19 protein-coding genes and 1 riboswitch are annotated in these 13,964 nt (G+C 74.3%); of the genes, 10 read left to right on the top strand and 9 right to left on the bottom strand.

Going from position 1 to position 13,964, the window contains the following annotated elements:
• Positions 1-12: 12 nt before the first annotated feature.
• Positions 13-246 carry a hypothetical protein gene (locus tag JQX11_RS16915; RefSeq protein ID WP_204925998.1) on the bottom strand — a complete coding sequence of 78 codons (234 nt, stop codon included), beginning with the start codon at positions 244-246 and terminating at the stop codon, positions 13-15.
• A gap of 16 nt (positions 247-262) precedes the next feature.
• Positions 263-469 carry a heavy-metal-associated domain-containing protein gene (locus JQX11_RS16910; RefSeq protein ID WP_204925901.1) on the bottom strand — a complete coding sequence of 69 codons (207 nt, stop codon included), beginning with the start codon at positions 467-469 and terminating at the stop codon, positions 263-265.
• A gap of 94 nt (positions 470-563) precedes the next feature.
• On the opposite strand from JQX11_RS16910, the gene JQX11_RS16905 reads away from it, so the two are divergent.
• On the top strand, positions 564-863 hold the full coding sequence (locus JQX11_RS16905) for a metal-sensitive transcriptional regulator (RefSeq protein WP_091244878.1): 300 nt from the start codon (positions 564-566) through the stop codon (positions 861-863).
• Between the two features lie 125 nt (positions 864-988).
• Here JQX11_RS16905 and JQX11_RS16900 read toward each other — a convergent pair whose 3' ends face one another.
• Together JQX11_RS16900 and JQX11_RS16895 are read right to left on the bottom strand one after the other, a co-directional pair.
• Positions 989-1,615, bottom strand: coding sequence for a DUF305 domain-containing protein (locus JQX11_RS16900; RefSeq protein ID WP_204925900.1), 627 nt, complete (start codon positions 1,613-1,615; stop codon positions 989-991).
• Positions 1,616-1,677: 62 nt separating this feature from the next.
• Positions 1,678-2,208, bottom strand: coding sequence for a hypothetical protein (locus tag JQX11_RS16895; RefSeq protein ID WP_204925899.1), 531 nt, complete (start codon positions 2,206-2,208; stop codon positions 1,678-1,680).
• 264 nt (positions 2,209-2,472) lie between these two features.
• On the opposite strand from JQX11_RS16895, the gene JQX11_RS16890 reads away from it, so the two are divergent.
• Entirely contained in the window at positions 2,473-3,816 is a 1,344-nt protein-coding gene (locus JQX11_RS16890; RefSeq protein WP_204925898.1) for a YibE/F family protein, read from the top strand.
• A 166-nt stretch (positions 3,817-3,982) separates the two neighbouring features.
• Positions 3,983-4,114: riboswitch (cyclic di-AMP (ydaO/yuaA leader) on the top strand.
• A gap of 3 nt (positions 4,115-4,117) precedes the next feature.
• Positions 4,118-5,143, top strand: a complete 1,026-nt coding sequence (locus JQX11_RS16885) for a coiled-coil domain-containing protein (protein ID WP_204925897.1) — start codon at positions 4,118-4,120, stop codon at positions 5,141-5,143.
• 142 nt (positions 5,144-5,285) lie between these two features.
• Here the strand turns inward: JQX11_RS16885 and JQX11_RS16880 are convergent, their stop codons facing one another.
• Positions 5,286-6,026: a carbonic anhydrase gene (locus JQX11_RS16880; protein ID WP_204925896.1), complete on the bottom strand. Its 741-nt coding sequence runs from the start codon at positions 6,024-6,026 to the stop codon at positions 5,286-5,288.
• Positions 6,027-6,263: 237 nt separating this feature from the next.
• Here JQX11_RS16880 and JQX11_RS16875 point away from each other — a divergent pair, with 237 nt between their 5' ends.
• On the top strand, positions 6,264-6,590 hold the full coding sequence (locus JQX11_RS16875; protein WP_372444599.1) for a helix-turn-helix transcriptional regulator: 327 nt from the start codon (positions 6,264-6,266) through the stop codon (positions 6,588-6,590).
• Between the two features lie 63 nt (positions 6,591-6,653).
• Here the strand turns inward: JQX11_RS16875 and JQX11_RS16870 are convergent, their stop codons facing one another.
• Complete coding sequence (locus tag JQX11_RS16870; RefSeq protein WP_204925894.1) at positions 6,654-7,256, bottom strand: lipocalin family protein; 603 nt, start codon at positions 7,254-7,256, stop codon at positions 6,654-6,656.
• Between the two features lie 239 nt (positions 7,257-7,495).
• Here JQX11_RS16870 and JQX11_RS16865 point away from each other — a divergent pair, with 239 nt between their 5' ends.
• From JQX11_RS16865 to JQX11_RS16845, 5 genes are all read left to right on the top strand, one after another.
• On the top strand, positions 7,496-7,867 hold the full coding sequence (locus JQX11_RS16865; protein WP_204925893.1) for a hypothetical protein: 372 nt from the start codon (positions 7,496-7,498) through the stop codon (positions 7,865-7,867).
• A 205-nt stretch (positions 7,868-8,072) separates the two neighbouring features.
• Positions 8,073-8,870 carry a hypothetical protein gene (locus JQX11_RS16860; protein ID WP_204925892.1) on the top strand — a complete coding sequence of 266 codons (798 nt, stop codon included), beginning with the start codon at positions 8,073-8,075 and terminating at the stop codon, positions 8,868-8,870.
• A gap of 132 nt (positions 8,871-9,002) precedes the next feature.
• Positions 9,003-9,353, top strand: coding sequence for a DUF1232 domain-containing protein (locus JQX11_RS16855; RefSeq protein WP_204925891.1), 351 nt, complete (start codon positions 9,003-9,005; stop codon positions 9,351-9,353).
• 46 nt (positions 9,354-9,399) lie between these two features.
• Complete coding sequence (locus JQX11_RS16850; protein WP_204925890.1) at positions 9,400-9,825, top strand: TIGR03618 family F420-dependent PPOX class oxidoreductase; 426 nt, start codon at positions 9,400-9,402, stop codon at positions 9,823-9,825.
• A 174-nt stretch (positions 9,826-9,999) separates the two neighbouring features.
• The gene (locus JQX11_RS16845) at positions 10,000-10,602 is read left to right on the top strand and encodes a hemerythrin domain-containing protein (RefSeq protein ID WP_204925889.1); all 603 of its coding nucleotides are present in this window, start codon (positions 10,000-10,002) and stop codon (positions 10,600-10,602) included.
• 54 nt (positions 10,603-10,656) lie between these two features.
• On the opposite strand, the gene JQX11_RS16840 is transcribed toward JQX11_RS16845, so the two are convergent.
• From JQX11_RS16840 to JQX11_RS16830, 3 genes are all read right to left on the bottom strand, one after another.
• A complete protein-coding gene (locus JQX11_RS16840; protein WP_204925989.1) occupies positions 10,657-10,890 on the bottom strand; it encodes a ferredoxin in 234 nt (77 codons plus the stop codon).
• Positions 10,891-10,910: 20 nt separating this feature from the next.
• Positions 10,911-12,119 (bottom strand): cytochrome P450, encoded by a 1,209-nt coding sequence (locus JQX11_RS33445; protein ID WP_307826216.1) that lies wholly within the window; start codon positions 12,117-12,119, stop codon positions 10,911-10,913.
• A gap of 187 nt (positions 12,120-12,306) precedes the next feature.
• On the bottom strand, positions 12,307-12,489 hold the full coding sequence (locus JQX11_RS16830) for an antitoxin (protein WP_204925887.1): 183 nt from the start codon (positions 12,487-12,489) through the stop codon (positions 12,307-12,309).
• A gap of 224 nt (positions 12,490-12,713) precedes the next feature.
• On the opposite strand from JQX11_RS16830, the gene JQX11_RS16825 reads away from it, so the two are divergent.
• The gene (locus tag JQX11_RS16825; protein WP_307826215.1) at positions 12,714-13,880 is read left to right on the top strand and encodes an AI-2E family transporter; all 1,167 of its coding nucleotides are present in this window, start codon (positions 12,714-12,716) and stop codon (positions 13,878-13,880) included.
• Positions 13,881-13,964: the final 84 nt, after the last annotated feature.

Genomic DNA, 13,964 nt, shown 5'->3' with positions numbered 1-13,964 from the left:
GCGGCACTCCGGTCAACCGTGGGTGTGACCGGCCCCGCCGGTGCCGGTGACGGTCACGCTCGGCGTCGGGTCGGTGGTGGGCTCGGGACCAACGGGGCTGGGGATGGGTTGCGGGGTGTGCGCGGGGTCGTGGCGGGTCCCGGCGGGCGGGGTGACGGGGCCGGTCAGCTGGCCGACCCCGTACGCCGCGCCGAACACCACCGCGAGGGCGAGGGCGAAACCGCCCAGCCTGGTCGGTGTGTTCATCGGTCGCCCCGGACCGTCACGCCTCGACGAGGTCGTAGCCGGCCTCGTCGACGGCGGCCCGCACGGACGCGGTGTCCAGCGGGCGGTCGCTGGTGACGGCGACCCGGCCGGAGGCCAGGTCGACGTGGACGTCGGTGACGCCGTCGAGGGCACCCACCTCGGCACTCACCGCGCTGACACAGTGCCCGCAGGTCATGCCCGTCACCTGGTAGTTCGTGATCATGCGACTCTCCCCTCCACTCGTCCAACATACCCCCCAGGGGTACGCCGCCCTGCGACCGTAGCATACCCCCCGGGGGTAAGCTATCCTGGTCGCCATGACCACACCGAGCACCCCGGTCCGGGGCTACACCGCCAGCAAGGACCAGTTGCTCGCGCGGCTGCGCCGCGTGGAGGGGCAGGTCCGGGGCATCGAGAAGATGGTCGACGACGACCGGTACTGCATCGACGTGCTCACCCAGATCTCCGCCGTGCAGGCCGCCCTGGACAAGGTCGCCCTCGGGCTGCTCGACGGCCACGCCCGGCACTGCATGCACGAGGGGGCCGCCGAGGGCCGGGCCGACGAGATGGCCGCCGAGATGATGGCCGCCGTCGGCCGCCTGATGAAACGCGGCTGACCCGGCCCGCCCGTCGGCGACCTGCGGTCAACGGGGCACCGGACGGGCGGACCGGTCGGGAGCCCGGCCCGCCCGGCGTCGCGGGGCTGGTGGGGTCCGGCCCCGCGACGCCTCACGGGTGGCGGTCAGAGCCGGGCGAGGATCTTCCGCATGGTGTCGATCTCGCCCTGCTGGGTGGCGACGATCTGCTGCGCCATGTTCCGCGCCCCGGCGTGCCGGCCGTCGGCCACCTCCTGCCGGGCCATGGTGATCGCACCCTCGTGGTGGGCGATCATCAGGCTGAGGAAGAGCCGGTCGAAGTCCCGACCGGTCGCCCCCTCCAACCGGGCCAGGTCGGCGTCGGACATCATCCCCGGCATGCCGTGGTCCATCCCCGGCAGGTGACCGCCGGCCGGACTGTCGGACGGGACGGGCCGGCCCCAGGCGGTGAGCCAGCCGGTCAGGGTGGCGATCTCCGGGGCCTGGGCGGCGCGGATCCGTTCGGCCAACCGGGTGACCTCCGGATCGGCGGCCCGGCTCCCGGCCAGCTCCGACATCCGTACCGCCTGCCGGTGGTGCGGGATCATCATCTGGGCGAACATCACGTCAGCCGGGGCGACCCCGGCGGACGCGGAGGCGGCCGGGGCGGCACCCACGGCCGGGCGGCCGTGGCCGCCAGTGGAGTGGTCGCCGCCGCAGGCGGACAGAGCGACGACGGTGCTGAGCGCGACGCCGGCCAGGATGGCACGGCACGCGCGACGACGAGGGGACACGGGCAGACCTTTCGGTACGACGGAGACGGACGCGGGACGCGGCGGAGCCACGTCGGGGCGTCCTATCTGCGCAGTACCGACACCGAGGCGAGGCGGAGCCCGAGCGGACGGGGTGGCGGGGCGCGCGGCTCCCGGGGCCGCGACGGCGGACGGGACACCCCGGCCGGCCTGGACCGCACCGCGAAGAGCAGCACCAGCACCGTCACGGTGAGCGCCCCGAGCACCGCCAGGCAGACGCTCCACACCGTCGCGGGTGGGCCGGGTGGGCCGGCGGGCAGCGCCACCGCGCACCCGTCCCCGCACCCCCGCAGGACCGGGTCCGCCACCGCGACGCCCCACCCCGGACCGACCGGGACACCCCACACCTCAGGGGTCAGGTGCATCAGGTCCGCCGCCGGCACGGGGACGGACGACCTGTCGGCGGCGGGCCGGTGCGGGTCGTCGGTCGACGTGCCGTGGCCGGTGGGGTGGCCGCCGCCCGGGTGCGCGTCGTGGCCGAGGGTGTGCATCGCGGAGAGCCCCAGCAGCGTGCCGACGAGCAGGAGCAGCCGCAGCCACCGCCCGGTCGTCGTCGCCGTACCCGCCCGCCGCACGGCTCCACGCTAGCCGTCCGGGCCGCCCGGCGGGCCGGTACGGGTGGGTCGGCGCGCGTCGGGGCCCGGCCCGTCGAGGCCCGGCACGGGGTGGCTGCCGGGACCGGCCGGTGCCGGCCCGCCGCCTCGACCTACCGTGGGCAGGGCGAACCGGGCGGGCCGGGGTGGTGGCTACCATCGTCCGACGATGACCCGCCGTCCGTGGTGAACCGGCTGGCCGGCTGACACGTATCCCGTCCCGGATCGTTGGGAGAACTCGCACATATGGGCGCCGACCACACCCGTCCCGCTCCGTCCACCCCGCCGCGGGTGCGACGGCTCCTCGTCATGACGGTGGTGCCGCTCATCGTGGTCACGGTGATCGCCACGCTGGTGCTCTGGCCCGGTGCGACCCCGAAGATCGACCAGGGTGAGCAGGTGCCCCGCCACCACGGCACGGTGACCCGGGTGGTGACCGAACCGTGCCCGCCCGCGCCGCAGACCCCCGACGGCCCCCCCGGGGTGGCCGACGGGCCGTGCGGGACGGTGACGGTCGCCGTCGAGCAGGGGCCGGACGCGGGCCGTGAGGTGCAGACGCCGGTGCCGTCCGGGCCGGGAGCGCCGACGGTGGCGGTCGGCGACGAGGTGGTGCTCGTCGCGTTGGCCGACCCGAGCGATCCGTCGGCGAGCAGCTACCACATCGCCGAGCACCAGCGGGGCATGCCGCTGCTCTGGCTGGTCGCCCTGTTCGCGGCGGCGATCGTGGCGTTCGGCCGGCTGCGCGGACTGGCCGCCCTGGCCGGCCTCGGGGCCAGCTTCGCCATCCTGTTGACCTTCGTGGTGCCGGGCATCTCCGCCGGGGGCGCGCCGCTGCCGATCGCGGTCACCGGCGCCGCGTTGATCATGTTCGTGGTGCTGTACCTGACCCACGGGATCACCGCGCAGACCTCGGTGGCGGTGCTGGGCACGTTGGGCAGCCTGGTGCTGACCGGCGTGCTGGGCACGCTGGCCACCGCCGCCACCCACCTGACCGGGTACGGCAGCGAGGAGGCCACCACGCTGTCGATGTACCAGCGTGACGTGGACCTGCACGGCCTGCTGCTGGCCGGGATCATCATCGGGTCGCTCGGCGTGCTCGACGACGTCACGGTCACCCAGGCGGCCACCGTCACCGAGCTGGCGCACGCCAACCCGGGGCTGTCCCGGTTGCAGCTCTACCGGGCGGCGACCCGGGTCGGCCGGGCGCACATCGCGTCCACGGTCAACACGATCGTGCTGGCGTACGCGGGCGCGTCACTGCCGTTGCTGCTCCTGCTCACCGCCGACAGCCGCCCGGTGAGCCAGATCCTCACCAGCGAGTTCCTGGCCCAGGAGATCGTCCGCAGCGCGGTGGCGACCCTCGGCCTGGTGGCGGCGGTGCCGCTGACCACCGGGTTGGCCGCGCTGGTCGTGACCGCCGGGCGGGGACCGGCCGACACCGGTACGGCCGGGCCGCCGCCCACCCCACGTCCCGCCCCCGACCGTGCCGAGGCGCTGGAGGCGTTGAGCGCGCCCCGGCACGGCGAACCGTCCACCCCGGCCCCCGCACGGTGGCCAGACCCGGAAGGGAGCACGGACACCGCATGGTGACACTGCGCTGCGTGACCGGAGGCGAGGTCGCGCCTGTCGGTCGCGTCACTGATTACCCCTCGCTATCGGGAAAATACTCATTTGGTCGGGTTGCGGGCGTAGATCCCCGGTACGACTCTCGGGTAACCTCGCTGCCGGTCACCGCCGAAGGCGCCCACCGGCGCCAGCGGTGCCACCGCCCAATCGCCGTACGGCGAGCCGGGGAACCGAGCACCTGGGGTGAATCCGCGCCAGCGGTAGGGGCCACTTCCGTCCCGAACCCGTCAGCTAACCCGGTCGGCGGTCGACGGAAGGGAAAACTGTGACGGCACCCCTACGCCGCTGGTTGACGCCGGCAGTGGCCGTACTCGCCGCCCTGGCGATCGTCGCCGGACCGGCCGCCGCCCCCGCGACGGCCGCGCCCAACGCGCCCACCCCCTCGGGGCACGAGGAGGACGACGAGCCGAAGCTGCTCACCGACGTCATCGAGGCCACCAACCGGGAGTACTCGGCGGCGAAGACCCGGCTGGAGAAGTCCAAGAAGCGCCAGCTCGAATACGCCATCGAGGTGGAGAAGGCGGAGCAGGAGCTGGCGGCGCTGGCCCCGCAGGTCACCGAGATCGCCGCCCAGTCGTACCGGACGGGTCGGGTCGGCGCGGTCGCCGCGCTGCTGGAGAGCGACGCGCCGGACGCCTTCGTCCGCCGGGCCGCCGCCCTGGACGAGCTGAACATGGTCAACGCCGGCAAGCTGGCCGAGGTCAACAAGGTCAAGACCCGGGCCGAGCAGGCCAAGCTCGCCGTCGACGCCGAGGTCCGGGAGCAGCAGAAGCAGGCCAACCTGATGGCCAAGAAGAAGACCGAGGCCGACAAGGCACTGGCCCTGGTCGGCGGCCGGGGCTTCACCGGCGGCCTGGTCGACGCGACGTCCCCGGTGGCCCGCGTCGCCCCCGGCCAGACCGCCAACGGCGACTGGCGCGGGGAGTCGTGCAGCGAGAACGACCCGACCACGTCCGGCTGTATCACCCCGCGCACGCTGCACATGTACAAGGAGGTCAAGCGGGCCGGGTTCAACCGGTTCGTCGGCTGCTACCGCCCCGGCGGGCCGTGGGAGCACCCCAAGGGCAGGGCGTGCGACTGGTCGTTGCAGAACAGCGGGTTCAGCCCGTGGCACAACAACGACACCCGGATGTACGGCAACAACCTCGCCGCGTTCCTGATCCGCAACTCGGACCGTCTGGGCATCTACTACGTGATCTGGAACCGGCAGATCTGGTTCCCGGCCAACGGCTGGAGTTCGTACTCGGGGCCGTCCAACCACACCGACCACGTCCACGTGTCACTGCTGTAGCGACCGTGATCGACACCGTGGCGGCGATGGTGCGGTGTCCGGGCTCCCGGATACCGCACCATCGGCCCCGAAGGGTTGATCGAGGTGCATGACGAAGGCCGCCCGGCTGAGCCGGGCGGCCTTCGTCATGACCGGGTGCGGGTCAGGAGGCGACGGGTGCCGGCGCGGCACCGGCCGACACGGCCGGTGCGGGCACCGCGGCGGCGGGCTCGGGGGCCGGGGCGGGCCCGGGGGGCACAGCTGCGGGCTCGGACGCCGCGGCGGTGGGCTCCGACAGCTCGGGGGCGGGGGCGACCTGGTGGACCTCGCCGGCGGCGAGTCGGTAGGACATGCCGACCACCGCGCACCGGCCGGCGGCCACCTCGGCGGCGATCACCGGCGAGTTGCCGAGCAGCACCTCGACGGTCTGCGCGATGTGGATGTCGACGATCCCGTCGATGTCGTGCACCCCCTGCTGGGCCGCGCGGCGCAAGCTCGGCCCGACGGCGGCGACCACCGAGTAGAGGTGCCCCGGGGGCTGGGTGCCGGTGCGGGCCGTGTCCCGGGCCGCCTGCACCGCACCGCAGGAGTCGTGCCCGAGGACCACCACCAGCGGGGTGCCGAGCACCGTGACCGCGTACTCGACGCTGCCGAGCACCTCGGGCCCGGCGGTGTGGCCGGCGGTCCGGACCACGAACAGGTCGCCGAGACCCCGGTCGAAGATGATCTCGGCGGCGAGCCGGGAGTCGGAGCAGCCGACGATGACGGCGAAGGGATGCTGACCGTCGGCGACGGCGGTGCGGTGCCCGGCGTCCTGGTTGGGATGACGGGGCACACCGGCGACGAACCGCCGGTTGCCGGCCTGCAACTCGGCCAACGCCTGGGTCGGAGTGATCGGGGCCATTGCCTCACCTCGGTCCGGAATCGCACCTGGTCACGCCGGCCGGCGGCGACGACGGCCGTGTCCCCACGGTCACACGCAGCTAAAGGTACGTCAAGATTTCGTGATACACGTTTCAGGCATCGGTCGGCGCGGTGTCGACGGCGTGTCGGACCCGGGGCGCGCACCGGATCGGCGGGCGACCCCGGGCCCGACCCGTCGGGGCGGCCGACGACGGGTCTCCCAGGTACGGGCCATACCATGACCGGCATGGCGACAGGCGGCACGGGGAGCACCCGGAACTGGACGTTCCTCACCAACCATGGCCATGTGCTGCTCGCCATCGCCCGCAACCCCACCGCCCGCCTCCGCGACGTCGCCGACGAGGTCGGGGTGACCGAACGGGCCGCCCAGGCGATCGTCGCCGACCTGGAGGCCGGCGGCTACCTGCGGCGTACCCGGGTCGGCCGGCGCAACGAGTACACGCTCAACCCGAGCGGCCATTTCCGGCACCCCGCCGAGGCCGACCGCCAGGTCGGCGCCCTGCTCGCCCTCTTCAGCCCCGACCCGGCCGACGCCGGGTCCTGAGCCGCCGGACCGGCACACGGCGACGGCCCGCCCCGGCGGGGACGGGCCGTCGCGGATGGAGGGTCAGCAGAAGCTGCCGGCTCCGCCGCCACCGTCCTGCCGGGTGGTGCGGAAGTCGCACAGGTCGTAGCCGTTGGCGGTGAGCACCGCCTTCGCCGCCGCCGTCTGCGCCCCGGTCAGCGCCGGCTCCCGGGAGAGGACGAAGCCGGTGCTGCGGTCCGGGTCGCCGACGACCGCCCACCGGTAGTCGGGATCGAGCCCGATCACCACGTAGTTCGGCCCACCCAGGTAGATCCACCTACCGCCGAGCTTGAGGAAGGAGACGGTCAACGCCGAGTCGGCCGGCGGGTTCTCGCTGCGGGCCCGCCCGGTGACCGCGCTGGTGGTGCCCACGATGGTGCGGCAGGTGTTGCGGACCCCGATGGTGCCGTCGGGCTGGACGTCGTACCGCGCCGTCACGTTCTTGTAGCACTGGATCTCGAAGATGGCCGGGATGGCGGCGACCTGGTACCAGTCGCCCGCGTAGCGCTCGACGTCGACGTCGGCCACCGGGGTGAGCGGTCCGGTGTCGACGGCGGTCGGCGCGGCCTGCGCGGGTGCGGCGGTGGCCAGCACCGCCGCCGCGGCGACCGCGACGGCCGCGACGACCTGACGACGTACTCCCATGGTGTCTCCTCCGGTCTGTCGGTCCGGCGCGACGCAGCGTCACGCCGTCGGCGGAATTGCCCGGACCCACCGGCCGGAAACTGTCGGCATTCTCATTCTCGTCGATGCATCCAGGCGCAGGTCAATGGCCGTATCCCTGGTGGGAGCGGTCCGTCCACACGGCACACCGTGGCCCGACTCACTCCTGCGGTCGGGTCACCGCCGCTGCGCGTACGGCCGGTCGGGGATAGGTTGGACGGGTGATCCGCGTAGCCCCCACCCAGCCGGTCTGGGTGTCGAGGCTGCGCGACCTGACCCGGCTGGCGGTCACCGCGCTGGTGCTCGCCGCCGGCCTCGGCGGGTTCCTCGCCGTCACCGGCGGCCCGGTCGCCGTCACCGCCCGACCCTCCGTGGTGACCTCGCGGGTGGCGACACTGCCCGCCGACGCCCGGCCGACCGGCGATCGGGCCGACGCCCGACCCGGTGACGGGCGGCCCGACGACGGGTCGCTGCGACCCCAGCCGCCGACGCCCGCCGTCGAGAACGCCGCCCGGCCCGTCGCGCCGGCCGCCGGGGCGACGCCGGACCCGGTCCGGGACGCCACCGGCCGCCGCGGCCCGCCCCGGAGCTGAGCCGCGCGGCACCTGCGCCGCCCGGCCGGCCACGACCGGGCCCTGCCGACCACGGCCCCGGGTGCCCGGCCGGCCCGACCGCGGTCCGGTCCGGCAGATCCGGTCCACCCGATCCGGTCCACCCGTCGCAGGACGCGCCGCCCAGCTTCCGCCCGCTGCCGGGCCCCCGTCCGTCCACGTCGTTGTCCACCGTGAGGTGTTGGTGATGCAGACCGTCTTCTCCGCCGTCCTGCCCGATGTTCCCGCCGCTGCCGCGATCTGGCTGATCCTGCTCGCCCTCGCCGCCGTCGCCGTCGCGGCCCTGGTGGTCCGGCCCGGCCGGCTCCGGCTGGCGGCGGCCGGCCGGTTCCGCGACGCCGCCCTGCCCGACGACCCGGAACGGGCCGAGCAGGACCGGGAGCACACCCGGTACGCCGAGGAGGTCGCCGTGGCGGCCGAGCGGGCCGGCACCACGGCGAGCCGGCTGCGGGCCGAGTGGCTCGCCACCCAGGACGAGGTCGAGTCGGCCTGGACCGCCCTGGAGGCGGCCGAGGCGCACCTGCGCCGGCTCGCCGCCGCCGCGGTCATGCCCCTGCCGCACACCGGCCAGACCCCCGCCGAGTACGCCGACCGGGAACGCTGGCTGCACCGGGCCGCCGAGGAGGCGCACCGGCGCGGTGAGCTGTCGGACGAACAGCTCGCCGACGCCCTCGCCCACCGGGCCGGCTGGGACCCGCGCCGGCACCCGGTGGAGCAGGAACTCGTGCTGCGCCGTGCGACCCGGGACCACCTGGCGGCCCGGCACCGGGCGGCGGTCGCCCGGGAGCAGGCGGCCTGGCGGGCCGCCGACCTGGCCGGCGCGGCGGCCCGCAGCCTGCGCGACGAGGCGTTCGCCGCGCGGGAGCGCCGCCCGGAGCGGGCCGAGTCGGTGCTGCCGATGCCGGAGGCCCCACGCTCGGCGGCGGACACCACCCGGGAGAACCCGGTCGTGGCGCGCGGCCGGGCCGCCGTCCCCGCCTACTGACCCACCCCCACGACCTGACCGACCGCACGACGACGTCGCCGCCGACGCCGGGCCGCGCCACCCGCCGGTGACGGCGGCGCGTCGCACTGCGGACAGCGGCACGGTGGGCGGCGCTGCACTAGCGTTGCGGGCATGTCCCGGGAGATGTGGGCGCTCGTCGTCGTCGGCGCGGTCCTTGCGCTGGCGACACTGGTCGGCGCGGTCCTGCTGGCGGTACGGGTGGTCCGCACCCGACGGCTGCTCGGCACGCTCGGTGTGGGCGGCAAGGTGGCGTTCTACGGTGCGCTGATCTACACGATCTGCCCGGTCGACCTCCTGCCCGACCCGATCTACCTGGACGACATGGGCGTGCTGGCCGGGGCGTTGATCTACCTGACCCGGCTGGCCCACCGCCGCCGGGCCGCCGGTCGCAGCCTGCCCGGTCAACCCGGCCGCACGGGTGTCCCGCCCGGTCCGGGCCAGTCCCGCCAGATCGTGTCATGATCGGGGCCGAGCCGGGGTCACGCCGGCCCTGGGACGGGGGACGGACATGGCCGGCAGGCACCGGTTGGACCCGGACGACGAGCGGGTCCTCACGTTCTGCCGCGAGCGGCACCTGGCCACGCTGACCACCCTGCGGCCCGACGGCACGCCGCACGTCGTACCGGTCGGGCTGACCTACGATCCGGCGGCCGGGCTGGCCCGGGTGATCACGTCCGCCGGTTCGGCCAAGGCCCGGTACGTCGCCGCCGCCGGTGCGGCGGGGATCCCCGTGGCGGCGTGTCACCTCGACGGCCGCTGGTGGCTGACCGTCGAGGGCCGGGCGGTGCTGCGGACCGACGCCGCAGCGGTGGCCGAGGCCGAGCGCCGGTACGCCGAGCGCTACCGCCCGCCGCGCCCGAACCCGGAGCGGGTGGTCATCGAGATCGGCGTGACCCGCCTGCTCGGCTCCCTCCCGCCGCTCACGTCCGAATAGGACCGACAGGCGCGACGGACGGGCCGGCTGGCTGGCGACCGGCGGGGCGCTGACCGTCGCCAGCGGGCGGGGTCGACGGGTGGTGGCTCATCGACGGTGATGGGTTCGGGTGGCCGGCCGTGGGTACAGGCCCGCCAGGAGCCGATCCGTCCGCAACCGGTAAGGGGCACCGAGATGAGCGACCTACAGGCCACCACGGCTCAGGACGTGGTGGACGTGCTGACCGCCGACCACCACGAGATCGAGGCGATCTTCGTGGAGCTGGAGAACCCGCAGGGCACCGCCGAGCACCGCCGCCGGCTGGCCGACGTGCTGATCGCCGAACTGGTCCGGCACGCGGTCGCCGAGGAGATGTACGTCTACCCGACCGCCCGTCGGGCCCTGCCCGACGGCGACCAGCTCGCCGAACACGAGATCGCCGAACACGCCGCCGCCGAGCGGACGCTGAAGGAACTGGAGCCGCTGGACCCGTCCGACGCCCGTTTCGAGCCGCTGATCAGCCACCTGGCGAAGAGCATCCGGCACCACGTACGGGAGGAGGAGTCGGAGCTGTTCCCCCGGCTACGGGCGGCAGTCGCCCACGAGGAGCTGGTGGAGCTGGCCGACCGGGTGTCGGCGGCGAAGGGGCACCTGCCGACCCGCCCGCATCCCGGCGCACCGGACCACCCACCGGCGAACCGGCTGATCAACCCCGGTGCCGGGCTGGTCGACCGGATCAGGGACTCGCTGAGCGGGCGGCCGACCAGCCGGGCCGAGCTGCACGACGGGCAGGGCTGACCGTCGCCGGTGGTCATCTCCGGGTACCCCGCCGGAGGTGACCACCGGGTCCGGTCACGGTTCCGGGGCGACCCGGCTGCCGTCCGCCGCGTCGGACACCACGATCGCCTCCATCGGGCAGGACTCGGCGGCGTCCAGCACCGCGTCCGCCGGGTCGATCCGTTCGGCCACCGGCCGGGACAACCCCCCGTCCACCAGGACGAAGTGGGCCGGGGCGTAGCTCGCGCAGATCCCCGCCCCGATGCACCGGGTCGGGTCCACGTGCACCCGCCAGCCGCTGTCCCCCATCTGCTCCACCGTTCCTTTCGCTACCAGTTCACGGGCAACGCCGTCAGACCCCGGACGAGCAGGCCGCTCTTCCAGGTCAGTGCCGCCGGGGGCACCGCCAGCCGCAGGCCCGGGGTGCGGGTCAGCAGCGTCTCCAGGACCACCTGGAGTTCCATCCGGGCCAGTTGGGCCCCGATGCAGTGGTGCGGGCCGTGACCGAAGGCGAGGTGCGGGTTCGTCTCCCGGTCGAGGACGAGCCGGTCGGCGTCGGGGAAGACGGTCTCGTCCCGGTTGGCCGAGGGGATGGAGACCAGCACCGGTTCCCCGGCGCGGACCAGCACCCCGCCGAGTTCGACGTCCGTCAGGGCGTACCGGGCGAACGCGGAGGTCGCGCCGAGCGGGATGAACCGCAGCAGTTCCTCCACGGCGGACGGCACCAGGGACGGCTCGTCGAGCAGCCGCTGCCAGACGGCGGGCTCGGTGAGCAGGACGTAGACCAGGTTGGGGATCTGGGTCACGGTGGTCTCGTGGCCGGCGGCCAGCAGGCCCGCCGCCAGACGTACCATCTCGTCCTCGGTGAGCCGGTCGGCGTTCTCGTCGCGGGCCCGGACCATCGCCCCGATCAGGTCGTCGGTGGGGGTCACCCGCCGCTTCGCGATCAGCCCCGCCATGTACGACAGCAGTTGGTCGAGGTAGCTCTCGGCCACCTCCGGCCGGAGCGAGGTGGTCGACACGATCGCCTCGGACCAGGTGTGGAACCGGTCCTGGTCGGCGACCGGCACTCCGAGCAGGTCGCAGATCACCCGGATGGGCAGCGGGGTGGCGAGGTGGGCGACCAGGTCGGCCGGTGACCCGGCGGAGATCATGCCGGCGACGAGTTCGTCGGCCAGTTCCCGGGTGCGTGGGCGCAGTTCCTCGACCCGCCGGGCGGTGAACGCCTTGGCCGCCAGCCGCCGCAGCCGGCTGTGCTCGGGCGGGTCCATCCCGAGGATGCCGGACTCCCGCTGGTAGGGGACGCTGCGCGGCTCGTCCCGTCCGACGGCGGCGGCCCGGCTGAACCGCGGATCACCCAGTACGGTCCGCACGTCCGCGTGCCGGGTGGCCAGCCAGGCCGGCTCCCCGAACGGGAGCTGCACCCGGACCAGCGGTTCGTCGCGGCGCAGCCCGGCGTAGCGGGGGTCGACGTCGAGCCGGTGCGGATCGCTGAACGGATACGGCCGGGCCTGCGTGGCGTGTGTTGTCTCGGTCACCGGGGATGCTCCCTCTCGTTGACGGCCCGCGGGCTCGCGCGCCGACCCACTCCACACGACTCCACGGTGAGTCATGCCCCGAGTGCGGATAGTAGCGAGAGTCCTCGATGGTTACCAGAGGTGATCAGCCCTTGACACGATGCTGCCGGGCCGCCCCGAACGGGGTGGCCCGGCAGTGGGAAACCGGTCAGCGGCCCTGGTCGCCCTCACCGGTGTGCGCCTGGGCGGCGTCGACGCCCTTGTCGATCTGCTCGTCGTACCTGCCGCCGGTCCGCTTGTCGGCGTAGTCGCCGGCCTTGTCCAGGCCCTGGTCGACCTGCTTGTCGTGCTTGTCCGCGAAGTCCTTGGCCTTGTTCAGGAAGTCACTCATGATGTCCCCTCCTCGTTCGCTGTCTGCTGCGTTCCCCGACCACCCGGGCGCAAACACCGGGAGCGCACCACGGCGCGGCAGCAGCGGGCGGTCCTCGCGCGGGCGGCACCGTCCGGAAACGACCGTCCTGAACGGAACCTGCCCGCCGGCACGGCGTTGAGCCACCGGGTGTCGCGGTCGGCCCGGTCGGGTATCGACCCCGCCGAGACCGAGGAGGAACCGACGTGGTCGAGGACGGTGCCGGGCGTACGCCCGAGGTGACGGCTGCGGGCGCCCGCCCCAGCCCACGGCAGGCCTGGGCGGCGCTGCCCTGGCTGGTCCGCACGGCGGTGGTGTGGAGCGCCTGCCTGGTGGTCGTGGTGTTCGGCTGCTACCTGCTGGGCCGGGTGGCGGTGCTGCTCGCGCCGCTGGCGATCGCGGTGGCGGTCACCCTCTTCCTCACCGCGCTGCTCGACCCGGTGCTGCTGGCCCTACGCCGGCTGCGGGTTCCGGCCGCGCTCGCCGCGCTGCTGAGCGTCCTGCTGCTGCTCGGGGTGCTGGTCGGGGTGGGGGTGCTGGTGTGGAACCTAACGGCCGCCCAGTTCGGTGAGCTGAGCCAGCAGCTCGACGAGGGGCTGCAACGCTCCCGCGACTTCGTCACCGGGACCCTGCCGGTCAGTGACGCCCAACTCGACAAGCTGATCGGGCAGGTCCGCGACGGGCTGGGCGGCAGCGCCCCCGACCCGGTCGGCGGGGCCCGTACGGCGGCCGAGGCGCTCGGCTCCACCCTGCTCGCCCTGGTGTTGCTGTTCTTCCTGCTCAAGGACGGCCGGTCGATGTGGCACTGGGTGCTGCGCCGGATGACCGGGCCGAACCGTACGGTGGCCGCCGAGGCGGGCCGGGTCGGTTGGCGCACCCTCGGCTCGTACAGCCGGGGCACGATGGTCATCGCGGCCATCGACGCGATCGGGATCGGGCTGGCGCTGGTGCTGCTGGGGGTGCCGTTGGCGCTACCCCTGGCACTGATCACCTTCCTCGGCGGTTTCGTGCCGATCATCGGGGCGACGGTGGCCGGCGCGGTGGCCGTCCTGGTGGCGTTGGCCGCGAACGGGCCGACCACGGCGCTGCTGGTGCTGGCCGCGGTGATCGCCGTCCAGCAGGTCGAGGGCAACCTGCTGGAACCGTTGATCATGAAGCGGCAGGTGCAGTTGCATCCGGCGGTGATCCTGGTGGTGGTCACGGCGGGCACGCTGATCGCCGGCATCGCCGGGGCCTTCGTCTCGGTGCCGATCGCGGCGGTCGCCTACCGGGTGGTCGACACCGTCCAGCGGCACCGGGAGCAGGTCGCCTCGACCCCGCCGGCCGACCGCCCCCACCACCGCCGCGACGAGCCCCCCGCCGCCCCGGCCTGAGACACCCGGCGCTCTTCGTCGCAAGGCGGGCGATGTTGTGGCATCCGAGCCCTCGGACACCGCAACATCGCCCCCCTAGCCTCC

Source organism: Micromonospora humida, from assembly GCF_016901255.1.
In the GTDB taxonomy this organism is placed as follows: domain Bacteria; phylum Actinomycetota; class Actinomycetes; order Mycobacteriales; family Micromonosporaceae; genus Micromonospora; species Micromonospora wenchangensis.
Note: the sequence above shows the minus strand (reverse complement) of the source record. Positions and strands in the feature narration are given on the sequence as shown.